Annotated in this window: 17 protein-coding genes; all 17 read left to right on the top strand. The window is 75.7% G+C overall.

The window, feature by feature from the left end; translation table 11 throughout:
* The first annotated feature begins 6 nt into the window (after window positions 1-6).
* Genes ACTWM8_RS16900 through ACTWM8_RS16820 form a run of 17 tightly spaced genes read left to right on the top strand, consistent with a single transcriptional unit; the run spans window position 7 to window position 26,665 of the window.
* A complete protein-coding gene (locus ACTWM8_RS16900) occupies window positions 7-525 on the top strand; it encodes a phage tail protein (protein ID WP_088961863.1) in 519 nt (172 codons plus the stop codon).
* Window positions 522-1,223 (top strand): hypothetical protein, encoded by a 702-nt coding sequence (locus ACTWM8_RS16895; protein ID WP_446209868.1) that lies wholly within the window; start codon window positions 522-524, stop codon window positions 1,221-1,223. The genes ACTWM8_RS16900 and ACTWM8_RS16895 overlap by 4 nt, the downstream gene beginning before the upstream one ends.
* Window positions 1,220-1,978 carry a hypothetical protein gene (locus ACTWM8_RS16890; RefSeq protein ID WP_446209867.1) on the top strand — a complete coding sequence of 253 codons (759 nt, stop codon included), beginning with the start codon at window positions 1,220-1,222 and terminating at the stop codon, window positions 1,976-1,978. Before ACTWM8_RS16895 ends, ACTWM8_RS16890 begins: the two co-directional genes overlap by 4 nt.
* Complete coding sequence (locus ACTWM8_RS16885; RefSeq protein WP_446209866.1) at window positions 1,975-3,261, top strand: DUF4255 domain-containing protein; 1,287 nt, start codon at window positions 1,975-1,977, stop codon at window positions 3,259-3,261. Before ACTWM8_RS16890 ends, ACTWM8_RS16885 begins: the two co-directional genes overlap by 4 nt.
* Window positions 3,261-5,096 (top strand): ATP-binding protein, encoded by a 1,836-nt coding sequence (locus ACTWM8_RS16880; RefSeq protein WP_446209865.1) that lies wholly within the window; start codon window positions 3,261-3,263, stop codon window positions 5,094-5,096. Before ACTWM8_RS16885 ends, ACTWM8_RS16880 begins: the two co-directional genes overlap by 1 nt.
* Window positions 5,093-5,335 (top strand): hypothetical protein, encoded by a 243-nt coding sequence (locus tag ACTWM8_RS16875; RefSeq protein ID WP_446209864.1) that lies wholly within the window; start codon window positions 5,093-5,095, stop codon window positions 5,333-5,335. The genes ACTWM8_RS16880 and ACTWM8_RS16875 overlap by 4 nt, the downstream gene beginning before the upstream one ends.
* Window positions 5,332-12,864, top strand: coding sequence for an eCIS core domain-containing protein (locus tag ACTWM8_RS16870; protein WP_446209863.1), 7,533 nt, complete (start codon window positions 5,332-5,334; stop codon window positions 12,862-12,864). The genes ACTWM8_RS16875 and ACTWM8_RS16870 overlap by 4 nt, the downstream gene beginning before the upstream one ends.
* Window positions 12,861-13,517, top strand: a complete 657-nt coding sequence (locus ACTWM8_RS16865) for a hypothetical protein (protein WP_154936630.1) — start codon at window positions 12,861-12,863, stop codon at window positions 13,515-13,517. Before ACTWM8_RS16870 ends, ACTWM8_RS16865 begins: the two co-directional genes overlap by 4 nt.
* Window positions 13,514-13,942, top strand: a complete 429-nt coding sequence (locus ACTWM8_RS16860; RefSeq protein WP_446209862.1) for a hypothetical protein — start codon at window positions 13,514-13,516, stop codon at window positions 13,940-13,942. Before ACTWM8_RS16865 ends, ACTWM8_RS16860 begins: the two co-directional genes overlap by 4 nt.
* The gene (locus ACTWM8_RS16855) at window positions 13,935-15,086 is read left to right on the top strand and encodes a hypothetical protein (protein ID WP_446209861.1); all 1,152 of its coding nucleotides are present in this window, start codon (window positions 13,935-13,937) and stop codon (window positions 15,084-15,086) included. Before ACTWM8_RS16860 ends, ACTWM8_RS16855 begins: the two co-directional genes overlap by 8 nt.
* Window positions 15,083-15,586 carry a phage baseplate assembly protein V gene (locus ACTWM8_RS16850; RefSeq protein WP_179805109.1) on the top strand — a complete coding sequence of 168 codons (504 nt, stop codon included), beginning with the start codon at window positions 15,083-15,085 and terminating at the stop codon, window positions 15,584-15,586. Before ACTWM8_RS16855 ends, ACTWM8_RS16850 begins: the two co-directional genes overlap by 4 nt.
* A complete protein-coding gene (locus tag ACTWM8_RS16845) occupies window positions 15,586-15,930 on the top strand; it encodes a hypothetical protein (RefSeq protein WP_446209860.1) in 345 nt (114 codons plus the stop codon). The genes ACTWM8_RS16850 and ACTWM8_RS16845 overlap by 1 nt, the downstream gene beginning before the upstream one ends.
* Window positions 15,927-16,289 carry a GPW/gp25 family protein gene (locus ACTWM8_RS16840; RefSeq protein ID WP_446209859.1) on the top strand — a complete coding sequence of 121 codons (363 nt, stop codon included), beginning with the start codon at window positions 15,927-15,929 and terminating at the stop codon, window positions 16,287-16,289. The genes ACTWM8_RS16845 and ACTWM8_RS16840 overlap by 4 nt, the downstream gene beginning before the upstream one ends.
* Entirely contained in the window at window positions 16,286-18,664 is a 2,379-nt protein-coding gene (locus tag ACTWM8_RS16835) for a baseplate J/gp47 family protein (RefSeq protein ID WP_446209858.1), read from the top strand. The genes ACTWM8_RS16840 and ACTWM8_RS16835 overlap by 4 nt, the downstream gene beginning before the upstream one ends.
* Complete coding sequence (locus tag ACTWM8_RS16830; protein WP_446209857.1) at window positions 18,661-21,117, top strand: putative baseplate assembly protein; 2,457 nt, start codon at window positions 18,661-18,663, stop codon at window positions 21,115-21,117. Before ACTWM8_RS16835 ends, ACTWM8_RS16830 begins: the two co-directional genes overlap by 4 nt.
* On the top strand, window positions 21,114-23,237 hold the full coding sequence (locus ACTWM8_RS16825) for a hypothetical protein (protein ID WP_446209856.1): 2,124 nt from the start codon (window positions 21,114-21,116) through the stop codon (window positions 23,235-23,237). Before ACTWM8_RS16830 ends, ACTWM8_RS16825 begins: the two co-directional genes overlap by 4 nt.
* Window positions 23,234-26,665 (top strand): DUF6519 domain-containing protein, encoded by a 3,432-nt coding sequence (locus ACTWM8_RS16820; RefSeq protein WP_446209855.1) that lies wholly within the window; start codon window positions 23,234-23,236, stop codon window positions 26,663-26,665. Before ACTWM8_RS16825 ends, ACTWM8_RS16820 begins: the two co-directional genes overlap by 4 nt.
* The last annotated feature ends 49 nt before the right edge of the window (window positions 26,666-26,714 follow it).

The raw sequence follows: 26,714 nt of genomic DNA, 5'->3' as shown, positions 1-26,714 counted from the left end.
TGAGTCATGGTGCAGTTCGCCGTCAACCCGACCCGGTTCGACCCGTACAAGAACTTCAAGTTCCGGGTCAAGTGGGACGGCAGGTACGTGGCCGGGGTGAGCAAGGTCAGCGCGTTGAAGCGGACCACCGAGGTGGTCAAGCACCGCGACGGCGGTGACCCGTCCACCAGCCGCAAGTCGCCGGGGCGCAGCGAGTTCGAGGCGGTGACGCTGGAGCGGGGGCTGACCCACGACGCGGAGTTCGCCGCGTGGGCCGGGAAGATCTGGGCGCTGCACGCCGGGCTCGGCTCCGAGGTGTCGCTGGCCGACTTCCGCCGGGACATCACCATCGAGCTGCTCAACGAGGCCGGCCAGGTCGCCCAGTCGTACCGGCTGTTCCGGTGCTGGGTGTCGGAGTACCAGGCGCTGCCGGAGCTGGACGCCAACGCCAACGCGGTGGCGATCGAGCACATCAAGCTGGAGAACGAGGGCTGGGAGCGCGACGAGGCGGTCGCCGAGCCGGCCGAGCCCCGGCTCGGGTCGTGACCGGAGGGCGGCCGCTGAGCGAGGCGGAGCTGGTCTCCGCCTGGGACCACGCGCTCGACCGGCCGGCGGCACACCGTCCGCTGGTGCTGCTCGGCCGCCCCGACGCCGACCGGCTGCCGGTGGGTGCGGTGGCGGCCCTGCTGCTGCGGACCGCGGGGGACTGGACCGGTGGGCGGGTGGAGACCATCCTGGACTGTCCGGCCTGCCCCGAACGCCTCGAGGTGGGCTTCACCGTGGCCGAGCTGCTGGCCGCCGCGCCGGAACCGGCCACCGGTACGTTCACCCTCGACTGGCGGGGGCACCGGCTGACGCTGCGCCTGCCCACCCCGGCCGACCTGGCCGAGGCGGCACGCGCGGGTGACCCGGCGGCCGCCGAGCGCCGGCTGCTCCAGGCCTGCCTGGTCGCCGCCGAGCCGCCGGTGGCCGAGCCGGCCGAGCTGCTGCCCGCCGTGTCGGCTGCGATGGCCGAACGGGACCCGCTCGGGGTGGTCGCCGTGGCGCTGACCTGCCCGGCCTGCGGCACCGGCGCCGAGGCCCTGCTGGACCTGCCCGCCTGGGCGTGGCAGGCCGCCGACGCCCGGGTCCGGCGGCTGCTCGGCGAGGTGCACCGGCTGGCCCGCGCGTACGGCTGGTCGGAGGCGGAGGTGCTCGGCCTGGGCCCGCACCGCCGGGCCGCGTACCTGGAGCAGGTCCCATGACCGGCTACCTGGCCGCGCTGGCCGCCCTGGCCGTGGGCAGCGCGCACCGGCTCCAGCCGCGCACCCTCGGCCGGTTCGAACCCGAGCAGCCCGAGGCGGGCGGCGGGTTCGAGGCGTACGACATCGAGCGGGACGCCCCGGTCCCACCGCGCCCCGCGACCCGTCCGGCGGGCGCGCCGCCGGCGCCGCCCGGCAGTGTGCCGCCCGCCGCCGCGCCGGCGCCGGTGCCGCCGGTGGGGCGGCTGGCGGCGGCCACCGCGCCGGCGGTCGAGCCGGTTCCGGCGGCCGTGCCGGCCGTGTCCGCCGCCCCCTCGCGCGAGGCGGCGTCGCCGCGTCCGGCCGCGCCCCAACCGGTCACCCGGGAGGAGACGACCCGGGTGCTGCGGGAGGTCACCCTCGACCGGGTGGTCACCGGGCCCCCGCCGGCCGGGCCGGCGGAGCCGCCGCCCCCGCCCGCCGCGCCGGGCCCGCCGCCGCAGCCGGCACCGCCCCCGGTCACGGCGACCGTGGTACGGCCCGCGCCGCCCGTCCCGCCGGGGCGCCTCGCACCGGTGACCCGGGCCGCCGTCCGGGCACCGGAGCGGCCCACCGTGCACGTCCACATCGGCCGGATCGACGTCCGGCTCGCCCCCGGCCAGCGCCCGGTCGCCGCCGCCGGGTCGCCGGTCCCGCCCGCCGCCCCGCCGCCCGCCGCCGAGCCGGGGCCGGCCCCCGAGCTGGAGGCCTACCTGCGCGACCCGGGAGGGCCACGATGAGCACCGCGTACGCCCTCGCCGCGGTCACCGCGGTGCTGCGCGGCCAGCTGATGGCCTACCTGCGCGCCACCGGCGCCTCCTCGGCCGTCGGTGGGGTCACCGTGTCCGCCGGCCCGCCCGACCGGGTGACCGTGGGCAACCAGGAGGGCAACCAGGTCAACCTGTTCCTGAACCGGGTCACCCGCAACCCGTCCTGGGCCAACCTCGGCCCGCCGCCGCGCGACGCGGGCGGCGACGACGTCGCCGCGCCGCCGCTCGGCGTGGACCTGCACTACGTCGCGAGCGTCTACGGCCACGACCCGCTGACCAGCGAGATCCTGCTCGGACACCTGCTGGCGATGCTGCACGAGACGCCGGTGCTCACCCGCACGGCGATCCGCCGGTCCCTCGCCCCCGACCCGCCGGACCCGACCCTGCCCGCACCGGTCGCCGACTCCCGCCTCGCCGAGCAGTTCGAGCAGTTGCGGATCGCCACCACCAACAGCCCGGGCGGGGAGGAGACCTTCCGGCTCTGGTCGGCGTTCAGCGCGCCGTACCGGACCAGCGTTTTCTTCGACGTCTCGGTGGTGCTGATCGACCCGGTGCGCGGCGCGCGGGAACCACTGCCGGTCCGCGCGGTCACCGCCGGCACCGTCGACGTCGCCGGGCCCGAGGTCGATCAGGTGCGGGCGGACGGCCCGACCGGCACCCCGGTCACCGCCGGGGCGACCCTGGTGGTCACCGGCCGCAACCTGTCCGGCCGGGACACCCGGATCCGGATCGGCGCGGCCAGCGCCAGCCCGGCGTCCGCCACCGCCGGGGAGCTGCGGGTGCCGCTGGCCGCCTTCGACCGGCCGGTGCCGGCCGGGATCTCCGGCCTGGTCGTCACGCACGCGGTCGACCTCGGCGACCCGCCCAGCCCTCGGCCGGCGCTCAGCTCCGACGCCGTGCCGGTCACCTACCGCCCGCTGATCACCGTCGCGCCCGGCGACGTGGTGATCGACTCCACCCGCACCGTCGACGGGGTGCCGCTGCGCACCGGCGCGGTCACCGTCACCGTCGACCCGCGCGTCGGCGCGACCCAGCAGGTGACCCTCTCGCTGACCGGCGGCACCGGCACCGTGCTGCCCGCACCGGCGGGCAACGGCGTCGCGTCGGGTGCCGACAGCACCGACCGGATCCGCTTCGGCTTCCGCGACCTGCCCGCCGGCACGTACCTGGCCCGGCTGCGGGTGGACGGGGTGGACAGCCCGCTGACCGCCGACCCCTCCGGCCGGTACACCGGACCGTCGGTGGTGCTGTGATGCCCGCCCCGCGCCCCGCTGCCCGCTGGCCCGCCCCGCCGGTCGCCGCCACCGCCGACGACGGGCTGCCCGCCGAGGTGGACCGGATCCGGCTGTTGCTCAAGGGCGAACCGGCGGACCCGCCGCCCGCCGGCTGCCCTGCGCTGGACCGGATCGCCGCCGGCTTTGGGCTCAGCGGGTTCGAACGCGACGTGCTGGTCGCCGCGGTCGCCGGGGAACTGGGGCTACTGGACCGCCCGCCCAGCTTCGCCTGGTGCCTGGACACCCTGCCCAACCCGCACTGGGACGCGCTGGCCGCCGACCGGCCTTTGCGCGCCGCCCGCCTGGTCGAGCTGGGCGAGGGGCCGCTGCCGCACGCCCCGGTCCGGCCCGACGAGCGGATCCTGCACGAGGTGCGCGGGGCCGGCCGCCTCGACGAGCGGCTCCGGCCGTACCTGGCGGACCTGCCCGCCCCACCGGCCACCCTGCCGGCGAGCCGGCGGCGGGCCGCGACCCAGCTGGCCGAGGCGTGGCAGGCCGGCCGCCGCGCGCTGCGGATCTGCGGGCCGGACCGGGCCGACCGGACCGACGTGGTCGCGCTGGCCGTCGCCACGGTGCGGCGTACCGGTCACCGGGTCTCCGCCGCCGACCTGCCCCGCGCCGTCACCGACCGGGACGCCTTCGCCCGGCTGTGGAACCGGGAGGTGGTCCTGGCCGACCCGGTCCTGGTGGTCGAGCTGGCGGGCGACGAGCCGCCCGAGCTGCTGACCACCGTGGAGTACCTGCTGACCCGGATCGTCGGTGACGTCCTGGTCTCCACCCCACGGGCTGTGCCGCTGCACGGAATCGGCGCCGGGCCCGTCGTGGACCGGCCGACCCGCGACGAGCAGCGGGAGCTGTGGCGGCGGGTGCTGCCCGGCCGCGCCGGCGCGCCGGCCGCCGCACTCGCCCGCGAGTTCGACCTGGCGCACAGCGACATCCTCGCCACCGCCGGACGGCCCGGCGCCGATCCGGTCACCGCCGCCCGCGACCTGGTCCGCGCCGGGGTACGCCGGGACCTCGACGGCCTCGCCGAGCGGATTGAAGTCCGGGCCGGCTGGGACGACCTGGTGCTGCCCGCGCCGGCGCGCGAGCAGCTGCGCCAGCTCACCGCCGCCGCCGCGGGCCGGGTGCTGCTCGCCGAGCGGGGCTTCGGACAGCGCACCGCCCGGGGGTTGGGCGTGACCGCGCTGTTCGCCGGGCCGAGCGGCACCGGCAAGACCCTCGCCGCCGAGGTGGTGGCCGGCGCGCTCGGCCTGGACCTGCACCGCATCGACCTGGCCACCGTGGTGAGCAAGTGGATCGGGGAGACCGAGAAGCAGCTGCGCCGGATCTTCGACGCCGCCGAACGCGGCGGCACCGTGCTGCTCTTCGACGAGGCCGACGCGCTGTTCGGCCGGCGCTCGGAGGTGAAGGACAGCCACGACCGGTACGCCAACATCGAGGTGTCGTACCTGCTGCAACGGATGGAGCAGTACCGGGGCGTGGCGGTGCTGACCACCAACATGCGCACCGCGATCGACCCGGCGTTCCTGCGCCGGCTGCGGGTGGTGGTCCCGTTCGGACACCCCGGCCCGGCCGAGCGGGCCGACCTGTGGCGCCGGGCCTTCCCGCCCGGGCTGGCCACCGACGGCCTCGACCTGGCTCGGCTCGCCGAGCTGGACCTCACCGGCGGGGACATCCACACCATCGCCCTGCGCGCCGCGCTCGTCGCGTCCGGTGACGGCGCCCCGGTGGGGATGCGACACGTCCTCGACGCGGTCGCCGCCGAGTACGCCAAGCACGACCGGCCCGCGGACCCGGGGCTGTGGACATGAACATCGAGGTGCACGTCCGCGAACTGGTCCTCACCGGGGTCGAGGTGCCCGACCCGGCCGCGCTCGCCGCCGCCGTGACCGCGCGGCTGACCCGGCTGCTCACCGACCGGGGCCTGCCGAGGACCGCCCCCGCGCCCGGGCCGCTGCGCGCCCGCCCCGACGCCGACCTGCCGGCCGCCCTGGCCGAGGCGATCTGGGCCGGGCTGGGCCGCCCCGGACACCCGGAGCCGGGCCGATGACCGAGCGCGAGGCGGCGCTCCACGCCGCGCCGGCCCCGGACCGGGACGACGCCCCGGCGCGGGACGAGGCGCTGGCCGCGCTGACCAGTGACCTGGTCGGCCGGTGGGCTCCCGCGCTGGGCCTGCGGCCGGACGCCGTGCGGGTGCACCTCGGCGACGCCGGGCGCCGGGCCGGCAACCACGGCGCCCGGGGCCTCTTCGCCGACGGCGCGCTCTACCTGGCCCCCGGTTTCGACCCGCAACGGGCCGCCGGGCGGGCCCTGCTGGCCCACGAACTCGGGCACCTGGCGCAGGCGAGCGCGGCGCCCGGGGCGTACCGGAACCGGACCGACCCGGAGGCCGAGGCCCGGCAGCTCGCCGAGGCGGCCGCGGCCGGCCGGCCGCTGTGGGCTCCGGCGGCGCGGCTGCCCACCGGCGCGGTCGCCGCCGACACCGGCGCCGTCGGCACCGCCCCGTCGCCCCCGGCCACCACGGCGGCGGCGAGCGAGACCGAGACCGAGACCGGACTGCTGGAGTCGCAGCTCAGCGAGATCGTCGACCGGCGCTACCGTGCGGAACGGGCCCGCCTGATCGACCTGCTCGACGGGTTGTGGGTCTCCGGCGACGACGTGCGGGGCTGCCTGCGGGTGCTCGACACGATGCCCTTCCTGGTCGCCCGCAATCTGGTGCACAGCCTGCCCGCGAACCGCCGCACCGACCTGGCCCGCAACCTCGACGACGACCACCACCGGCTCTACCCGGGCGCCGCCCTCGCCGCGCTCGGTGGACAGACGCCCTACCTGCTGCGGGTGCTTGAAGCCGGCAACGTGCACGGGTTCAGCACCGAAGGGCTCGGCGCGGTCGAGCAGCGCACCGCGCTGAACGTGCTGCGCGCCCTGCGCACCAGCGTCCTGCGGGAACTGCTCACCGGCGACCGCAAGGCGTACTTTCGCGGCCTTTTGACCGGACGGCCGCCGCGCGGCACCGACGCCGACGCACTGCGCGAGCAGGTCAGGGCGCTGCGCGGAGTGGACGACGGGGATGTCGAGCTCGACCGGGACACCGGCCTGGCGGAGCAGCTGCGCCGGGCCGAGCGCCTGATCGGCGAGCGTCGGGCCGCCGAGGCGCTGGACCTGCTCGCCGCCCTCGCCCCGGCCCCGCCCACCGCCTCCGGCCCGGCCAGCGCCGGCCCGCCCGAGCCGGGACCGCGGCTGCTGCACGTGGTACGCCGGCTCGACGAGGCCGGCCGGATCGACGCGCTCCTCGACCACCTGCCCTGGGAGGAGAAGCGGATCGGGGCCACTCTCGGCCCCCGGCTGCTCGTCGTCCTCGCCGGCCGGGAGGAGCACCAGAACCTCACCCGGATCGAGGGGCTTCTGTCGTACGGGGTCTTCGACTGGGCGATCCGTGACCACGAGGCCCGATTCGCGTACCTGCTGGTGCGCAGCCTGCCCCTTCCGGCGCAGGACCGGTGGCGGCGGCTGGAGCAGGGCCGCTGGTTCGACCGGCTGGAGGAGAACATCCCCGCCGAGGACATCCTCGCCGGCCGCTACACCGGGGTGGGTGGTCTCGCCGAGCCCCTCGACCCGGCTCGCCGCAGCGCCGGTCAGGTCGACGCCGACCAGCTCGTCGCCGACATCCACGAGAACGTGCGGACCGAACTCGACGGCGTCACCTCCGTCGAGCTGGTCCGCCGGCTCATCGGGTACGACCGGCCGGTCGGCGCGCCCGCCGACGCCACCGGGCGCGGCCGGGAGGCGCTGCGCACGGCGATCCACCGCCTGGACGCGCTGCGCGACCTGGACCGGATCCTCGACGCGCTGCCCGACGCGTACCTCACCGACGAGCTGCGGCGGACGGAGCTGCTCGAGCTGCTCGCCCTGCGTGACCCCGCGCACCTGGAACGGCAGGTCCGCCAGCTGCTCGACATCGGGCTGACCGACTGGGCGGTCAACCCCCGCGAGGCCTGGCTGGCCTTCCAGCTCGTCCGGAACCTGCCGGTCGCCGACCAGGCCCGGCTGGAGGCCGAGGACCCCGACCGCTGGGCCCGGATGCGCTCGGGCATGACCCCGGAGATGCGGACCTCCCTCGCCGTCACCGCCATCTCCGGTCCCCGCCGGATCGAGGCCCGCGACCAGCTCCGCGACCGGCTGCGCGACAGCCGGCTCTGGCGGGCCGAGCGTGCCACCGAGCTGCGGTCGCTGATCATCCAGCTGTACGCACTGGACGACCGGCGCTGGGTGTTCCTGCGCTCCCGCGACGTGCGGGCCGACCGGGTCCCGGAGCTGGCCGCCCTCGTTGACGACCTGCGCCTCTACCACGCCGAACGCCGGCCGTCCTTCGACCCGGAGATGCTGCGCACCGACGGCGCCCCCACCGTGGTCGGCGAGCTCGCCCGGGCGGTCCTGGTCGGCCTGAAACTGATTTTCCTCAGCCGGACGGCCCTGAGCATGTTCACCCAGGAGGTCACCCTCCGCGAGTTCGACCTGCACGACGCGCAGTGGATCAGCGGTGACCTCGGCGGCGCCCGGCTGCGGGACACCGACCGCGAGCACACCAACGAGCTGTCGATGTCGGTCGACGCCCGGCAGGGCGTCCTCCGCATCCGGCTGCCCCGACTGGAGCTCGACGGGGTCAACCGGACGTTCACCGGCAGCTCCCTGCGCACCGGCCGGGTCACCCTGACCGGCCTGGACATCGTGGCCTCCTTCTCCGACCGGGGCTACGAGCGGCCGGTGGGCGCGCAGGCCGGGGTCACCTCCCTCAACGTCTCCGACGTGGTCTACGCCAGCGACTCCCTGCCAGGCGGGCTGCTCGGGCTGACCCGCTTCGGACTGTCCCACCTGTCCTTCGGCACCGGGGCGACCGGTCAGGAGGACGTCGAGGAGCCCAGCCGGCGGGGCTGGATCGGCATCCCGGTGATCAATCCGCTGATCCACCTGCTGCACAACGTGATCTCCTTCTACGGCGGCCTGCCGTTCCTGTCGAAGATCAGCGACGCGCTGCTCGCCCCGGCGACGGGTGGCGCGCCCTTCCTGGCCCGGCAGTTCACCTCGCTCACCGCCGGGGAGATCTTCACCCCGCTGGCCAACGCCACCATCGGCCTGCTCACCGACGGGGTGTTCCGCCCGCCGCGCACGGTGGGGGAGCGGGCCACCGACGCCGTGGCCATGCTGCACTCGCTGCGGGTCAGCTTCGCCAGCGCCACCGCCGAGGGGCTCTCCTTCGCCGGGATGCAGCAGGTCGGCCGGATCGAGGTCGGCCGCACCCTGATCGGCCTGGGCAACAGCCTGCCGGCCCGGCTGCGCGCCGAGCAGGAGTCGCTGCGGCTGCGAATCGGCCAGGCCACCGGGGAGGGCCGGGCGGCCCTGGAACAGCGACTGTCCATGGTCACCACGGAGCTCACCAGGCTGCAACCGCTGGAGCAGGAGTTGCACCAGCTGGAGGGCCGGCACCGCTGGCATGCCGAGTCGCTCACGGAGGCGGAGCGGCGCCGGCTGGTCGAGCTCTCCGACCAGCTGCGCCAGTCGGCTGGCGGCACCCTGGACATCGGTGGGATCCGGGTGACCGGACTGACCGGCCGGGTCGAGGCGGCCGGCCTGGAGATCGACCCGATCCACGGCGAGGGCTCGGTGCCCTCCCGTTCCGGGGAGTACCTGCCCGACGACGAGCTGATCGCCCGGTTCCGCCGGGACCGCACCGCACCGGACGTCGCCACCCTGGCGCGGGCTAGCACCGCCTCGGTCACCGCCGCCGGCGTACGGCTGCTGCCCGCCGCGGACGGGCAGCCCGCGCTGCGGGTCACCGCGGCCGAGCTGCCCACCCGGGAGCAGATCGCCGCGCAGCTGCGCGTCCTGCCCGACGAGCCGCAGTGGGCCGCCCGTCGCGCCGAGCTGACCCGCTGGCTGACCGACCTGGACCGGCTGCGGGAGCTGGAATCCTTGCCCGCCGAGCCGGTCGACGCGGCCGGGCGGGACATCCCCGGGCACCGCACCCCAGCCCAGGAGCAGGAACTGCAGGAGCTGCGGGAACGGGCCCGACGTTACTTCGGGCTGTCGATCGGCGGGCTGACCGCCACCGGCCTGAGCGCCGCGATGACCCCGGCCACGCTGGGTGCCGAGATCCGGCTGGCCGAGGTGACCGCGACGGACGTCCACACCGGCGCGACCACGGTGGACCGAGTCCAGGCCCACCGGCTGCGGGTGCGTGCCGACCTGGACATCGACGTCGCCGCGCCGCCCGCCGAGCTGGACGCCGACGTCGCCGAGGCGGTTCGGCCTGCCGACCGCGCGCTTCCCGCCGAGCTGGCCGGCCGGGCCACCGAGGCGGGTCTGCCCGCTCACCGGGCCGCTGCGGGTTTCGGCATCGGCGACCTCACCGTTACCGGGCTGTCCGGTCCGGCAATGACCGCCGGGCGGATCGCCTTCACCGCCCCGACCCGCGTCGACGGCAGCCCCGGAGAGGCGATTCACGGCCGGGTGGTGCCCAGGGGCGACGATCTGGAACTGCCCGACCTGGTGGTCGAACAGACCGAACTGAGCGGGGTCGCCTTCCGCTCGGCCAGACGCACCATCTACACCCGGGGCAGCACCCGGCTCGGCCGGCTGAGCATGACCGTGCTGGTGCATACGGAGCGGGCGGCGAGCGAGCGGCGGGTGCGCAGCGCGCGGATTCGCACCGTGACCATCGACCGGATCGACGCCGACCGGCTCGGCATGGACGTCGTCGATCCCGCCCCCGGCTACTCCGTCGAGGCCGTCTCCGGCTCGCTGATCGGTTTCTGGATGCGCGACCTCGACCTGGATCTGACCGGCGAGGAGATGGTCTACTCGGGACGCCTCGGCATCACCGAGCTCGACCGGTTGCGGTTCACCGTGATCTCCCGGGCGTTGCAGGGCCCGCCGACCACCATCACCGGCACGCTCGGCGGCCACGCGACCAGGCCGGCACCCGGGGCGTCGGGCGAACCGGCCTCCTCCGTCACGGTGGATCTGATAAAGGTCGGCGACCACCAGGTCGACCCGGACACCGGCCGGATCATCAGCGACCCAGTCGACGAGTTCCGCACCCAGCTCGACGGGGTCGCCCTGACCGACACCACCATCCGCACGGCCGACGGCGCGGTCACCATCCGCCGGGCCGGGCTGAGCGGCCGGATCGTCACCGAGCAGGGCGGCGGGCAGCGGTTCGAGGACGTCGGCCCGAGCCGGATCGAGCTGGCCGCGATCGACTGGCAGGCCGGGGCGGGGCGGATCGTCTCCCGCGGCCCCACCGTCCTGGACGGCGTCACCGTCACCGGACGCTGGGACAGCACCCCGGCACGGCGCGACGACCACGGAACCGAGCACCCCGCCACCGCCGACCTGCATGTCACCGACCTGCGCATCCACCGGATCACCGGCCGTGACCTGCGCTACCGACAGGGCGACCTGGACATCGGGCTCGGCCGCGCGACGCCCGTACCGGCCGGGGAACCGGACCTGCCCCCGCTGGAGATCCTCAACGTCCACGCGGAAAAGCTGCACTGGTCGCGCGGCGCCGGCATCGTCGCGGGCCGGCTCACCACCGGCGCCTCCCGTGCGGAGATCGCTGGACGGGTCAGCGCGGCGATGCGTGTCGACGGCTCTCTGAGCGCGGATCGGACGCGTCTCGCCTTCGGTCGGGGCGGCCGGATCGAGGCGGAGGTGACCGGGGCGGAGGGGCACGTCGGCGCCGGCGAGCATCCCGGCGAGCACACCTACCACGCGGGCTTCCAGGGCCTGGACACCGGTGTGGTGCGCATCGGCCCCGACCGGATCGACATCGGTCCGGAGGGCACCCGCGGCTTGACCCTGGCGATCCTCTCGCTGGACGCCCTCAACTGGCACAACGACACGCTCGGCCTGCTCATCCGGCCCGGCGAAGGCGCCATCACCATGAGCGGCATCACCGCCCGCGCCCGCATCGACCTCACCCCGCCCGGCCGGCGCCGGCTGCTGCTACGCGAGCTGGTCGTCGCGGAGACCCGCGCCACCGGCCTGGTGGTGACGCTCGCCGGTGGCGTCGCCATCCGGCTGGACCCGGAGCAGGAGGCCGTCCTCGGTGAGCTGCGGGTGCGCCCCGCCGCGGACCAGGGGGGCTTCGTCGTCGAGCAGAGCGGTGAGGACGTACGGATGCTCGGCGGACTGGACCTCGGCGCGATCAGCGCTCCCCGGGTCGGTTTCGACATCAGCACCTTCCTGTCCCGGGGCTCCGCCGACTTCGCGGCCACCGGGCTCGCCGTGGACTTCCTCGACCAGGGCGGCCTGCGGCTCGACCTGCGCGAGCCCACCCTGACCGCGATCCAGGCCCAGGTCACCGCCGATCCCGGCCGGGAGCTGCGGCTGCTCGGCGCACCCGGAGGCCGTCCGGAGTACGGGCTGCGGTTCACCTCGATCGGCTACGAGCAGGGCCCCGAAGGGGAGCAGACCCCGGCCGCACGTCGGGTCACCGCCGCCGGCGGAGAGGTCACGGGCCTCACCTTCACCGACACCGGCCTCGGGCTGTACGTCTTCGTCGAGCGAGGCCTGCTCGGCAACGTCACCCACGACCTGAACACCGGCGCCGGTCGACTGCCCTGGCTGGACATCCGCGACGCCCGCTTCACCCTGGACGTCGGCGCGCTGCTCGGCGCGCCCACCCCGGCCGGCCGGACCACCAGCAGGGAACGGCGCGACGACATGGCCCGGCAGTGGGACGCCCTGCTGCGCATCCTGAACACCTACAACCTGGGCGAGGTCCTCGACAGCCTCAACGGCCGGCTCGACTTCGACGTGGTGCACTCCGGGTTCGTCTGGGGCGAGCGGACCTGGGAGGCCAGGCTGACGTTCCACGACGGCGCGCTGGACTACCGGCGGATGACGGACGCGCTGCCGTGGTGGACACCGGGCAGCTTCACCCTCGACGGTGAGGACCTGGTCTACCGGGTGACCCTCCCGGCTCCCGCAGACCCGATGGATCCCAACCCGCCGCCGCCGGCCGACATCGACCTGCTGCGCTGGCGACTGCCCACCGGCGAGGTCCGGCAGGCCGGGGAAGAGCACCTGATCCGGCTCAACCGGCTACTGCGGCCGACCCCGGAGTCCCGCGACGACCTGCTGCACACCATCGCCGACTTCGGCAGCGACACGCCATCCGCCCCGGGCCAGATGGAGATCCGCAACGTCCACGCCGACCTGTCGGTGAACAACCCTCGCGAGATAACCCTGCCCCTCGGCAGCGGCAACGAGATCGTCCTGGCCCCCGACGCCCTGATGGGTCTGCGGATCTTCGGCGGGATGGGCCGCGATGCCGGCGGCCAAGACCTGCCCGGTGCGCTGCGGCCGGTCCGGCTGAGCAGCGCGACAGTGGCCCGGGTGAACCTGCTTTTCCGCGACCTGAACGTGTCCACCGGCCAGATCCGGATCACCGACCTGACCGACTGCTCGCTCACCTTCGACGGGCTGAACCCGGGACTGCTCGAAGGCCGCATCACCCGGGCCGTCGCGGAAAACATCCGCTGGCAGCGACCCTCGACAGGAGGTACCCCGTGACCAGTCCGCTCAGCCCCCGACTGCTCCGCGCCGGCCTGGTGGTCCTCGACCCGGACAGCGGCCGGACCCGGCGGGTGATCACCCTGCAGTACAACCCGGACGCGCTGACCCGGGGCTTCCAGCTCAAGACCGGCGGCGCCGAGGGCGGCGCGAAGGGCGAGGCGCTGCGGATCACCGGACCGCCGGTGCAGACGCTCACCCTGGAGGCCGAGCTGGACGCCGCCGACCAGCTCGCCGAACCGCGGTCCAACGCCGACGCGGTGGAGCTCGGCCTCACCGCGCAGCTGGCCGCCCTGGAGTCGCTGGCCTATCCCAGCCTGACCGCCGTGCAGGACGCCGCGGCGCTGCTGGCCGCCGGAACCCTGGAGGTGGTGCCGCCACCGGCGCCGCTGGTGCTGCTGGCCTTCGGGCGGCGCCGGCTCTGGCCGGTACGGATCACCGAGCTGACCATCACCGAGGAGGCGTTCGACCCGATGCTGAACCCCATCCGCGCGAAGATCCGGCTGGGCCTGCGGGTGCTGACGGTCAACGACGTCGGCACCGCCGGCCGGGCCGGTGGCCTCGCCATGGCCGCCCACCAGCAACTCGAACAGCTCGCCGGCCGGGCGCGCGGCGGCCGGTTGACCGACCTCGGAATCGACCGGCTGCCGTGACCGCGCCGCTGCCACCCGAGACCGACCCGGCCCTGGTCGCCGCCCGCAGCCGGGTCGCCGAGACGCTGCTCGCCGCCAACGGCGGCAGCACCGCCGGCGTACCGGTGGCGGGCACGATCGCGCCGGAGAGCCGGTACGCCACGGTGGGCACCGCGGTGACCGTGGACCCGGACACCGGGCAGGAGGTCGTCCACCTGCGCCGGCGGTTCGTACCGCCCGCCGAGCGGCTCGCCACCGCCGGCTGGGAGCAGGTGGCCGACGGCGACCGGATCGACCTGCTGGCCGCCCGTACGGTCGGCGACCCGACCGCGTTCTGGCAGCTCTGCGACGCCAACGGCGCCTTCGATCCGGCCGAGTTGGAGCAGCCGGGCCGGGTGGTCCGGGTCGCGTTGCCCGAGGGGTTCCCCGGAGCCGGCGATGCCTAGGGGAGTGCGGCTGCAACTGCTGGTCGGACCGCTGACCTTCGGGCCCGCCCCGTACGAGCTCGTCGAGGCGTTGCAGGAGGCGCAGGTGACCCAGAACGCCGGCCAGCGTTCCGGCTTCCAGCTGCGGTTCGCCCTCGGCCGGGGCTCGCTGGTGGAGCGGATGCTCGCCGACGGCAGCCTCGACCCGCCGACCCGGGTGCTGCTGGTCCTGCACCTGGACGGCCGCCCGCAGGTGCTCTCCGACGGCGTGGTGACCCGCCACGACGTGGCCCGCAGCAACGAGGCCGGCGCGTCGACGCTGACCCTGACCGGGGTCGACGTGAGCCAGATGATGGACCTGATCGACCTGTCGGGCCTGCCCATGCCGATGCCCGCCGAGGCGCGGGTGCTCACCCTGCTGGCGCCGTTCGCCGCGTACGGCGTGGTGCCGATGCTGGTGCCCAGCGTGCTGGTGTTCGCCCCGAACCCGATCCAGCGGGTCCCGGCCGTGCGCGGCACCACCTTCGCGTACGTGTCGCAGCTGGCCGACGAGGTCGGCTACACCTTCTACGTGGAGCCGGGTCCCACGCCCGGGATGAACACCGCGTACTGGGGGCCGGAGGTCCGGGCCGGGCAGGCGCAGCCGGCGCTGACCGTCAACGCCGACGCCTTCTCCAACGTGGAGTCGCTCTCCTTCTCGTTCGACGGGGTGCAGAAGACCGTCTACCTGCTCACCGCGTTCCCGGAGCAGGTCCGGGTGCCGATCCCGCTGCCGGTGCCGGACGTCAGCCCGCTGAACCCGCCGCTGGGCCGCAAGATCCCGATCCCGCTGTCGTACCGGCGGATGAACATCGGCCGGGCGGACCCGAGCCGCACCGACGACGCCACCGCCCGGATGGACGTGGTGCAGACCCTCGCCCGGGGCCTGGCCCGCGCCGCCCAGTCGGCGAACGTGATCACCGGCTCGGGCTCGCTGGACGTGCTGCGCTACGGCCGCCTGCTGCAATGCCGCCGGCTGGTCGGGGTGCGCGGCGCCGGACGCGCCTACGACGGCGAGTACGTGGTGAAGAGCGTGACCACCACGGTCAAGGCCGGCGAGGTCAAGCAGCGGTTCAACCTCAGCCGCAACGCCCAGATCTCCACCTCGGGAAGGGTCGACGCATGACCAGGTACTACGGCAAGTATCGCGGCACGGTGGTCAACCACATCGACCCGTTGCAGCAGGGCCGGATCCAGGTGACCGTCCCCGACGTCACGCTGCCGCCGTCCACCTGGGCGATGCCCTGCTTCCCGCTGGCCGGCATCCAGTCCGGCATGTACGCGGTGCCGCTGCCCGGCACCGGGGTCTGGGTGGAGTTCGAGCAGGGCGACTCCGACCACCCGATCTGGACCGGCTGCTGGTACGGCTCGAAGGCGGAGATCCCCGCCCTGGTGTCCGCCGCCCCACCACCGACCCCGCCGATCGTGCTGCAGACCCCCGGGCAGGCCACGGTGATGGTCTCCGACGCCCCGGGGCCGGCGGGCGGCATCCTGCTCAAGACGCTCACCGGGGCGATGATCTCGATCAACGACACCGGGATCGTCATCTCCAACGGCAAGGGCGCCTCGATCACCCTGGTCGGGCCGACCGTGGCCGTCAACCAGACCGCGCTGACGGTGACCTGATGCCCGGCCCGCTGCTGCACGTCGGCGCCGTGCTCTCCTGCCCGCACGCCGGGCCGGTCACCCCGCAGACCGGCAACTCCCGGGTGCTGGTGGGCGGCCTGCCGGTGGTGACCGTCGCCGACGCGTACCCGGTGACCGGCTGCCCGTTCCAGGTGCCGGTCGGCGCGGGCACCAAACCCCAGCCCTGCGTCCGGATCCAGTGGACCACCCCGGCGGCGCGGGTGCTGGTCAACGGCCAGCCGGCGATGCTCGCCGTCAGCGTCGGGCTGGGCGTGAGCGCCGAGGGCATCCCGCAGGGGCCACCGACGGTGGCCGGCTTCCAGATCAGGGCGGTGGCGTCGTGACCTACCCGGCCTTTCCCTGGCGTCCCGACAACCGGGGCCGCTCCGGGCTGGCGAGCCCGCAGCGGCACGTCGCCGACCTGGTCGAGGCGGTGCTGTTCACCGCGCCCGGTGAGCGGGTGAACCGGCCGGACTTCGGCGCCGGCCTGGGCCAGCTGCTCTTCGCCCCGGTCGACGAGGCGGTGGTCGGCGCGGCCGAGTTGCAGGCCCGCAGCGCGTTGCAGCGCTGGCTCGGCGAGCTGATCGAGGTGGACGACGTCCGGGTCGACCTGGCGGAGGCGACGGTCCGGGTGCACGTCGGCTACCGGCTGCGCGCCACCGGCCGGCCGGCCGAGGTCGCCATCGTGAGGGGGAGCAGATGACCGTGCGGTGCACCGACGACGAGCGCCGGGCCGAGGTGGCCCGACCGGGCAGCGGGTTCAACGGCATCGACTGGGTCGAGGTGGACGCGGCCGACCAGAAGCTGCTGCGGGTGGGGTTCCTGCACCCGCTGCCGGGCCAGCCCGACGGGGTGCCCACCGGCGCCGCGCTGGCCGCCGGCAACGTGGTCGTCGAGGGCGGAGTGCGGATCACCGGCGTACGGGTGGTCAGCGTCTCCGCCGCCGGCGCGGAGCTGACCGTCCGGGTGGACCGGGCCGGCGACTTCTCCCCGTACACGCTGCGGCTGGTGCGCTCGGCGGTGGACGACCGGGTGCCGGCCGGTTTCGACCCGGTGCTGGCGGAGGCGACGTTCTCCTTCAAGGCGAACTGCCCGAGCGACCTGGACCCGGCCCCGGCGGCCCGGGCCGGGCCGCCGCCCCGCCCGGCCGGCGCGCCGGCCGACTACCTCGCCAAGGACTACGCGGGGTTCCGGCGGCTGATGCTGGACCGGGTGGCGGCCCTGCCCGGCTGGGCGGAACGCAACCCGGCCGACCCGCTGATCACCGTGGTGGAGGCGTTGGCGCACGTCGCCGACCGGCTCTCCTACCGGCAGGACGCCGCCGGCACCGAGGCGTACCTGGGCACCGCCCGCAGCCGGATCTCGGTCCGCCGGCACGCCCGGCTGCTCGACTACGCCGTGCACGACGGCTGCGCCGCCCGCGCCTGGCTCAGCGTGCGGGTCACCGCCGGGTCGGACGCCGAGACCCAGGGCATCCCGGCGGGCACCCCGGTCCTGGCCGCCGACCGGGCCACCCCGGCGGTGCCGGCCGCCGACGCGGTGGCGCTGCTGGCCGGCGGCGCCACCGGGTTCGAGACGCTGACCGCGCTCACCCCGCGGGCCAGCCGCAACGAGATCGCCCTGCACGTGTGGGGCGGCCGGGACTGCTGCCTGCCCGCCGGCGCGGTCGGGGCGACCCTGCTCGACCAGCCGGCCACCGGCCTGGCCCCCGGCGACCTGCTGCTGCTGGAGGAGGTGGTCTCGCCGGCGACCGGTCGCCGGGCGGACGCCGACCCGACGCGGCGGCAGGTGGTCCGCCTGACCTCGGTCCGCCCCGGCACCGACCCGGTGGCGCGGGTGAACGTGCTGGAGGTCGGGTGGAGCGCCGCCGACCGGCTGGCCTTCCCGCTCACCGTGACCGCCTCGGTGGCCGGCTCCGGCACCGACCACCTGGTCACCTGCGCGGTCGCCCGGGCCAACGTGGTGGCCGCCCAGCACGCCATCCAGGTACGCGGCCAGCTCACACCCGCCGAGGAGACCCGCTGGCGACCGCTGCTGACCGCCGAGCCGGTGGCCGCGGCCACCCCGTTCCCGGCCGACACCCCGGCCAGCCAGGCGCTGACCCAGGACCCGCGCGCCGCGCTGCCGCTGATCCGGCTGGAGACCACCGAGGGCAGTTGGCGGCCCCGCCGGGACCTGCTCAACGCCGACCGGTTCGACCAGGGGTTCGTGCCCGAACGCGAGGGCGACGGCCGGGTCGTCCTGCGCTTCGGCGACGACGTGTCCGGTCGCCGCCCGCCGGCCGGCACGGTGTTCGAGGTGACCTGGTGGCGCGGCGGCGGCGCGGCCGGCAACCTCGGCCACGACGCGCTGACCACCCTGGTCACGGACCGCTCCGGCGTGCTCGCCGTGACCAACCCGCTGCCCGCCGTCGGCGGCACCGACCCGGAGGACACCGAGCACGCCCGCCAGCACGCCCCGGTCGCCTTCCTCACCCAGGAACGGGCGGTGACCACCGCCGACTGGGTGGCCGCGGCGCTGCGCCTGCCGGAGGTGGACAACGCCACCGCCCGGATCCGCTGGACCGGTTCCTGGTGGACGGTGTTCCTCACCCTCGACCTGCGCGGCGGGCAGCGGCTGGACGGCGAGCCCGGGCTGGCCCGCCGGCTGGCCGGGCGGCTGGACCGGTTCCGGGTGGCCGGGTACGACCTGCAACTGCGCGACCCGGTCGACCTGCCGGTCGAGCTGCGGCTGTGGGTGTGCGTCACGCCCGGGGCGTTCCGCTCCGACGTGCGGCGGGCCCTGCTGGACCTCTTCTCCGACCGGGACCTGCCCGACGGGAGCCGGGGCTTCTTCCACCCGGACCGGTTCAGCTTCGGCACGCCGCTCTACCTCAGCCAGCTGCTCGCCGCCGCCGTCACCGTCCCGGGCGTCACCGACGTACGGGTCACCGAGCTGCACCCGGTCGGGGTGGCGCCCGGCGGCGAGCTGACCGCGCGGGTGCTCCGCGCGGGCGACACCGAGGTGATCCGCCTCGACAACGATCCCAGCGTGCCCGAGCACGGCATCCTGCACCTCGACCTGGTGGGTGGACTGTGACGACACGAGCGGGCCGTGGGCCCAACCCGCCCGGCCGGGGCAGCGTGAACTACCGGCTGGGCCGGCAGGCGGACTTCGCCGCCGACATGCTCGCCCGGCTCGGGACCCGTCCCGAGCTGGCCGGGCTGACCACCCGCGAGGTCGACGACCCGGCCGTGGCGCTGCTGCACGCCTGGGCGACCACCCTGGACGTGCTCGCCTTCTATCAGGAGCGGATCGCCAACGAGGGCTTCCTCGGCACCGCCACCGAGCGCGGCTCGGTGCTGATGCTGGCCCGGGCCATCGGGTACGAGCTGCGCCCCGGTGTCGCCGCGACAACCTGGTTGTCGTTCACCGTCACCGCCACCCCCGGCGCGCCGGACGGGGTGCCGATCCCGGCGGGCAGCCAGGCGCAGAGCGTGCCCGGCCCGGGCGAGCTGCCGCAGGTGTTCGAGACCGTCGAGCCGCTGCTCGCCCGGCCGGAGCTCAACGCGGTGGGGCTGCGGGTCACCGAGCCCCGGCCGCCCCGCCCCGGCGACGAGACGCTGACGCTGGCCGGCGCCGACACCGTCCTGCCGGCCGGCAGCGTGCTGCTGGTGCTCGGCCCGGACTGGTTCGACGTGCGGCGGGTCCGCGCCGCCGAGGCGGTGCTGCCCGAGCCGCAGGCCGCCGGGGACGGCCGGCAGGTGGTGCCCGCGTACACGGTGGTGACGCTGGACGCGCCGCTGGACGGCCAGGCCCTCCCCTCCGAGCTGCGTCCCCAGGTCACCGGGGTGCAGGTGCACCTGCTGGCCCAGCGGGCCGCGCTGTTCGGGTTCAACGCCCAACCGTGGAAAGCGCTGCCCGTGGCGCTGCGGGTCGGCGAGTTGAACCCGGGCACCAACCAGGTGCTCCCTGGCGCGTACGCGCAGCGGGAGAACACGTGGGCCGACGCCACGCTCGCCGCCGCCGACCGAGACCTGCACCTGGACCAGTCGTACCCGACGATTCTCGCCGGGTCCTGGGTGGTGCTGGAGACTGCCGGGGCGGCGGAGGTCCGCTGGGTGAGCGCGGTCGCCGACATGCCGGTGGCGGACTTCGGCATCGCCGCCCGCACCACCCGGATCACGGTGACCGGCGGCGACTCCAACACCTTCTCCCGGCGGAACACCACGGTGCTCGGCGACAGCCGGCAGCTCGCCCTCGCCCCGCGGTCGGAGACCGCCTCGCTGGCCACGGTCGCCACCCTGGAGCTGGCCCGCCCGGTTCCCGGCCTGGAGCCGGGCCGCCGGCTGGTGCTCACCGGCGTCGACCCGGCCGGCGCGGGGGTCTCCGAGGTGGTCACCGTGCTGCGGGTCCGCGGACCGTCCACGGTGGACCTGGAGAGCAGCGTCGCCCACACGTACCGGCGCGACAGCGTCCGCGTCCTCGGCAACGTGGGTAAGGCGACCCACGGGGAGAGTCGGGCCGAGGTGCTCGGCGGCGGCGACGCCCGGCAGGCGTTCCAGCGGTTCACCCTCCGGCACGCGCCGCTGACCCACGTGCCTGCCGCCACCGCCAGCGGGGCGCGTACCACCCTGGCCGTCTGGGTGGACGGGGTCCGCTGGCAGGAGGTCCCCGCCCTGCTCGGCCAGGCTCCCACCGCCCGGGTCTACACCGTCCGCCGGGCCGACGACGGCACCGTCACCGTCACCTTCGGCGACGGCCGCACCGGCGCCCGGCTGCCCACCGGGCAGGACAACGTGGTGGCCACCTACCGGTCCGGCATCGGCCGGCCGGCCGACCTGGCGGCGGGGCGGCTGACCATCCCGCTGTCCCGCCCGCTGGGTCTGATGGAGGTCACCAACCCGGTCCCGGCGGCCGGCGCCGACGACCCGGAGGGCGTGGACCGGGCGCGGCGCAACGCGCCGCTGGCGGTGCGTACGCTCGGCCGGGTCGTCTCGCTCGACGACCACGCCGACTTCGCCCGGGCGTTCGCCGGCGTCGGCAAGGCCCGCGCGGACCTGGTCTGGGACGGCGAGCGGCAGATCGTCCTGCTCACCGTCGCCGGGCCGGACGGCGCCGCGATCCCGGACGGCGCGCAGCTGCGCACGGACCTGCTCCGCGCGCTGGACGCCGCCCGGCAACCCGCCGTGCCGGTCCGGATCCTCGGCCACCGCCGCCGCCGGGTCGCGGTGACCGCCCGGCTGCTGGTCGCCCCCGGGCACCGCTTCGTCGCGGTCGCCGCCGCGGCCCGCGCGGCCCTGGTCGCCGGCCTGTCCTTCGACGCCCGGGACTACGCCCAACCGGTACGCGCCAGCGAGGTGCAGGCCCTGCTGCACCGGGTGCCCGGGGTGGCCGGCGTGGTGCTGGAACTCCTGCACGACGCGGAGCTGCCCCCGGGCCGGGCGGACGTGATCGTGGCCGCGCCGGCTCGCCGCGCCGGCGACCTGCTGCTCCCCGCCGACCTGCTCACCGCGGACGCCGGCGACGTCACCCTGCTGGAGGCATCGTGAGGGCCGAGGAGATCTGGGGGCTGCTGCCCGCCGCGCTGCGCAGTGAGGACGAGGCCGCCGGGGGCGTGCTGCGCGCCCTGGTCGAGGTGATGGCCGAGCAGGCCGCGCTGCTCGGCGCCGACGTCGACCAGCTCTCCGACGACTGGTTCGTGGAGACCTGCGCCGAGTGGGTGGTGCCCTACCTGGGCGAGCTGGTGGGCGCGGGCCGGCTGCACCCGCTGCCCGACGCGGCCGCCTTCTCCGACCGGGCCCGGGTGGCCGACACCATCCGGTTCCGGCGCCGCAAGGGCACCGCCGCCGCGCTGGAGGAGCTGACCCGGGCGAACACCGGCTGGAGCACCGCCGCCGTCGAGTTCTTCGAGCGGCTGGTGATCACCCAGCACGTCAACCACCCGAAGACCGCGCCGGCCACCGCGGCGATCCGGGACGCCGGGCCGCTGGAGCTGGTCGGCGGGCCGTTCGAACCGGTCTGCCGCACGGTCGACGTGCGGGCGATGGGCGCCGGCCAGGGCCGGCCGAACATCCCCAACATCGGCATGTACGTGTGGCCGCTGCCGTCGTACCGGCTGGACCGGGCCACCGCCGCCCCGGCGGCCGACCCGCCGGACGGCCGGTGGTGGATCGAGCCGGTCGGGGTGGGCCGGCAGTTGACCGGGCCGACCGTGACTGAGCCGGACATCGACCACCGCGCCGACGAGGCGAACGTGCCGGGCCCGTTGCGCCGCCGCCCGTTGCGCGACGAGCTGGCCGCGCTGGGTTCCGCCGCGCCGCCCGCCCCGGAGGAGCTGCGCTGGTTCCGCGAGGACGACCCCTCGTTCGTGGTGTGGATCCAGCCGACCGCGGCGGACGAGTTGCGCGCCGTACCCCTGGAGCACCTGCGGATCTGCGACCTGACCGGGTGGGAGCTGCCCACCGGCAGTCTGGTCCGGGTCGACCCGGTGCTCGGCCGGGTCACCCTCGCCGCCGGGCGGCCGGTGCACCGCCTGGCGCTCTCCTGGTGGTACGCGTTCAGCGCCGACGTCGGCGCCGGCCCGTACCCCCGCCGGGGTGACCTCGGCGCGGCCGACGGCCCGGTGGACTGGCAGCTCGGGGTGAGCGCAACCGAGCCGCCCCGCGCGGGCGAGGTGGTCGCCTCGCTCGGCGAGGCCGTCACCGCCTGGCACGACTGGCAGGCGGCCCATCCCGGCACCGCCGGCCGGATCGTGCTGCTGGACAGCCACCGCTACGCCGAGACCGTCGCGGTGCGCATCGGGCAGGGCAGCCGGCTCACCCTGCTGGCCGCCCAGTGGCCCCGGCCGCCGGACCGGCCCCGCCGGCAGACCGACCTGGACCCGGTCGGCGTGCGGCCCTGCCTGCTGGGCGGCCTGTCGGTCACCGGCGCCGGCGCGGGGGACCGTCCCGGCGGGCTGGTCGTCGACGGCCTGCTGGTGGCCGGCCCGGTGACGGTGGCCGCGCCGTCCGCCGGCGGCCCGGGGCTGGGACGGCTGGAGCTGCGGCACTGCACGGTCGGGCCCGGCGCGACCGGGCTGACCGTGGCGGCCGGCAACGAGCGGGTCGAGGTCGCGCTGCACCGGTGCGTCACCGGGTCGCTGGCCGTCGGCGACGGCCCGCTCACCGTCACCGACACCCTGGTGCACGGCGGGATCGGCGCCGCGGACGCCGAGGTCGAGCTGGCCGGGGTGACCGTGCTCGGCGCGACCGGCGCGCGGGTGCTGACCGCCACGGACTGCCTGCTCGACGGGGTGGTCACGGTGGCCCGCCGGCAGCAGGGGTACGTGCGGTTCAGCTACCTGCGGCCCGGCTCGGTCACCCCGCGCCGCTACCGCTGCCAGCCGGACCTGGCCGTGCAGGCCCACCCCGGCGACCCGGACGTGGCCACCCGGGTGGGGCCGGCCTTCGCCAGCACCCGGTACGGCGACGCGACGTACGGCCGGCTCGCCGAGACCGCCGCCGCCGAGCTGCGCACCGGCGCGGAGTCCGGTGCCGAGATGGGCGCGTTCCGACGCGCGCTCACCCCGCAACGACTCAACAACCTGGCCCTCGCCCTGCGGGAGTACCTGCCGCTGGGGCGGGTGGCCTCTCCCTTGCCCGTGCTGCCGACCGGAGGAACCACACCATGAAGGGCGACATCAGCCGCTCGACGTTCGACCAGCGGCGGCACGCGACGAGCGTGCGCAAACAGCAGGGCCGGGTGGACCTGGACGCGGACTGGAACGAGCAGCAGGACATCCAGGCGCACCTGCGGGCGAGCGCGCTGACCGACCTGGTCGGCCCGGCCGGCGCGCCGCTGGCCAACGGGGCGTTCGCGCTGACCGGGGGCGGCGACCTGAAGCTGTCGGCCGGCCGCTACTACCTCGACGGGGTGCTCTGCGAGAACGACGCGCAGGTCTCCGTCTTCGCCCAGCCCGACCTGCCGGCCGCCGGTCCGTTCGTGCGCAAGCTCGACGGCACCTGGCTGGCCGCCGGCGCCGCCGTCCCCGCCGGGGTCTACGTGGCCTGGCTCCAGGCCTGGTCGCAGCACGTCACCGCCATCGAGGACGCCGGCCTGCGCGAGGTGGCCCTGGGCGGCCCGGACACCGCCACCCGGCTGCGCACCGTCTGGCAGGTCCGGCTGCTGCAGGCCGGACCGCCGAGCACCCCGGTGGGGTGCGCCGACACCCCGCCCGGCTGGGCGGAGCTGACCGCCACCTCGACCGGCACCCTCGCGGTCCGTGCCGATCCCACCGGCGCTCCGGGCGGCGACTGCGTCATCCCGACCGGCTCCCCGTACACCGGGCTGGACAACCAGTGCTACCGGGTGGAGATCCTCGCCGGCGGCGCTCCCGGCGCCGCGACCTACGTGTGGTCGCGGGACAACGGCTCCACGGTGGCGACCTGGGAGAGCATCGACGTCGACGTGCTGACGGTGAAGGTGCCCGGCCGCGACGGCAGCGCGGGCTTCGCCAACGGGTCCTGGGTGGAGCTGACCGACGACACCCGCGAGCAGAACGCGACGCCGGGCACGCTGGTGCAGGTCGACCGGGTGGAGGGCGACCGGATCGTGATCCGCCCAACCACCGCCACCGGCAGCCTGAACCGCGCCGACTTCCCCCGGCGGCCCCGGGTGCGCCGCTGGGACGGCCGGGGCACCGTCCCGGCCGGCGGCGCCGAGCTGGACCTGGAACTCGGCATCAAGATCCGGTTCGGCGCGGCGGGCAGCTACCGGACGGGGGACTGGTGGTCCTTCCCCGCCCGCTCGGCGGTGCACGACGTGGAGTGGCCGCGGACCGGCACGACGCCGGTGCCGCAGACCCCGCACGGCCCGCGCCGGGCCCACGGCCGGCTGGGCGTCCTGGCGTACGACGGCAGCCAGTGGAGCGTGCTGCGCGACTGCCGCCCGGTCTTCGCCCCGCTGACCGGCCAACTGACCCTGAGCCTGCTCGGCGGGGACGGCCAGGAGGCGGTGCCGGTGCCGAACAGCCCGGCGACGCTGGTGCCGCTCGGCCACGACCTGGTGGCCGGCGTCTCCATCGGCGGCCAGCCGGTGGCCAAGGCCCGGGTGCGGTTCACCGTCACCACGGGCCAGGGGAAGCTGACCTCCGGCACGATCACCAACAACACGGTCACGGTGGACACCGGCACGGACGGCCGCGCCCGGTGCGCCTGGCAGCTCGACTCCGCCACCGCCACCCAGGTGGTCACCGCCGAACTCCTCAACGAGGCCAAGCAGCCAGCCCACCTGCCGCTCACCTTCACCGCCAGCCTCTCCCGAGCCGACCGGGTGTCGTACGACCCGACCGGGCGGCCGTCGCTGGCCGGGGCGACCACCGTGCAGGCCGCCATCAACCAGCTCGCCGCGGCCACCACGGGCGGCTGGGCGACGCTGACCCTCCGCCCGGGCATCGACTGGGTGCAGGCGTTGAACACCCTGCCCGCCGGGGACGCGCTGATCTGCTTCGCGCCCGGGCTCTACACCAGCAACACGCCGGTGACCTTCAGCAACCGGGCGAACATCCGGCTGCTCGGCAGCGGCCCCGCGAGCCGGATCCAGGTGCAGGGCCACGAGTACGCGCTGTTCTTCGCCAACTGCGGCTCGGTGTCGGTGTCGCACCTGTTCGTGGAGACCCCGGGGCCGGCCGACAGCTCCGGGCGGCTCGGTCCGATCAGCGCGATCAACTGCAAGGAGGTGACCGTCGAGCACGTCCGGCTGGCCGGGGTCGCCGGCGCCGCCCCGCGCAGCACCTGCCTGACCGTGCGGAACGACCAGGGCACCCCGCCCGGCCGGGTCCGGGTGCTCGACTCGGACTTCCTGATCGGTCACGGCCAGCAGGGGGTGCTCCTGGTCAACCCGGACCACGCCGTCGTCACCCGCTGCCGGTTCAGCACCCCGCCCCGACCGCTCTCGCTGACCCTCCAGGAGCTGGTCAAGGACGAGAAGTTCCGCGGCGAGCTGGCCACCCAGCTGGTCGGCCGGCTGGCGCTGGACCGGGCGGACCGGCTGGAACGCGGCGACTTCAACACCGTGGTCCGGGTCGGGCAGTGGGGCGTGCGGATGAACTCGACGGTGCCGGAGAGCGAGTGGAAGACCCTGGCCGCCCTGCACCCGCCGACGCCGGAGGACCTGCGCTCGGACCAGAGCGCCGGGGCGTACCTGCACCGGCTGGCGGACCTGGCCGCCGCGGACCCGGGCCGGCTGCCCAGCTACAAGCGGCAGCTCACCTCGCTCAAGGGCCGCCTCGGCGACGCCGCCGGGCGGATCTTCGACACCGACGAGGGTCGCAAGGCGCTGCGGGACTACCTGGTCGGCGAGGGCGTCAACGTGCGCCGGGCCGACGACATCGCGCGAGACCGGCGGGACGTCGCCCTGCCGGCGCCCGGGGCGAGCCTGCGTTTCGACTCCGCCCTGGCCCAGGGCGCCTGGGAGGCGGCGCTGGCCGCGTCGCCGCCGTCGCGTCCGGTGCAGACGCCGTCGGCGGCGGCCAAGCACCTGCGCTCGGTCGCCGACCGGATCCTGCTGGAGCCGGCGTTCGGCGACCGGTACGCCGCCGGGTACCGCAAGGAGCTGGCGGCCGCGGCCGAGGCGTCGATCGGGGCCTGCGGGGTGGTGATCGGCGGCGGCACGGCCGTCGGCGACGTGGAGGTCTCCGACTGCCGCTTCGACCAGGTGGCCGAGGGCGTCCACATCGGGGTGTCGTACCACCCCGGTCCGCCCATCCAGGGCCGGACGATCCGGGTGACCGGCAACGACATCCACCTGGTCAAGGCCTGGTGGCGGGGGGAGGGCACGATCCGCGGCATCAAGATCGGCAGCATGCGCAACGTCTTCGTCTCGGACAACCGGATCTCCGTCTCCGGCGGCACCGGCCTGGGGATCTGGGCGTTCGCCGCCGGGGGGCCGATCCTGGCCGTGCGGGACAACCTGGTGCAGAACTGCAACCCCGGCATCATGGTCAACCCGCTCTGGTCGGGCGCCCCGGCGAAGCGCCTCTGGTCGGTGACCGACAACGTGTCGATGGACGGCCTGATCCGGGTCGAGGGCGGAGCGCGGAACGCGGGCAACGTGAGCTGAGCTGTCACATGGGTGACTGCGTGGGCTTCCGCGCCGCCCTACGCTTTCG

This window comes from Micromonospora sp. IBSANI012 (genome assembly GCF_052814045.1).
This window is presented reverse-complemented; position numbering and strand designations above follow the sequence as displayed.

Excerpts from the sequence above, each read along its gene's own strand:
- ACTWM8_RS16900 (WP_088961863.1), top strand. The coding sequence starts at position 7 with ATGGTGCAGTTCGCCGTCAACCCGACCCGGTTCGACCCGTACAAGAAC.
- ACTWM8_RS16890 (WP_446209867.1), top strand. The coding sequence starts at position 1,220 with ATGACCGGCTACCTGGCCGCGCTGGCCGCCCTGGCCGTGGGCAGCGCG.
- ACTWM8_RS16885 (WP_446209866.1), top strand. The coding sequence starts at position 1,975 with ATGAGCACCGCGTACGCCCTCGCCGCGGTCACCGCGGTGCTGCGCGGC.
- ACTWM8_RS16880 (WP_446209865.1), top strand. The coding sequence starts at position 3,261 with ATGCCCGCCCCGCGCCCCGCTGCCCGCTGGCCCGCCCCGCCGGTCGCC.
- ACTWM8_RS16875 (WP_446209864.1), top strand. The coding sequence starts at position 5,093 with ATGAACATCGAGGTGCACGTCCGCGAACTGGTCCTCACCGGGGTCGAG.
- ACTWM8_RS16870 (WP_446209863.1), top strand. The coding sequence starts at position 5,332 with ATGACCGAGCGCGAGGCGGCGCTCCACGCCGCGCCGGCCCCGGACCGG.
- ACTWM8_RS16855 (WP_446209861.1), top strand. The coding sequence starts at position 13,935 with ATGCCTAGGGGAGTGCGGCTGCAACTGCTGGTCGGACCGCTGACCTTC.
- ACTWM8_RS16850 (WP_179805109.1), top strand. The coding sequence starts at position 15,083 with ATGACCAGGTACTACGGCAAGTATCGCGGCACGGTGGTCAACCACATC.
- ACTWM8_RS16845 (WP_446209860.1), top strand. The coding sequence starts at position 15,586 with ATGCCCGGCCCGCTGCTGCACGTCGGCGCCGTGCTCTCCTGCCCGCAC.
- ACTWM8_RS16835 (WP_446209858.1), top strand. The coding sequence starts at position 16,286 with ATGACCGTGCGGTGCACCGACGACGAGCGCCGGGCCGAGGTGGCCCGA.
- ACTWM8_RS16820 (WP_446209855.1), top strand. The coding sequence starts at position 23,234 with ATGAAGGGCGACATCAGCCGCTCGACGTTCGACCAGCGGCGGCACGCG.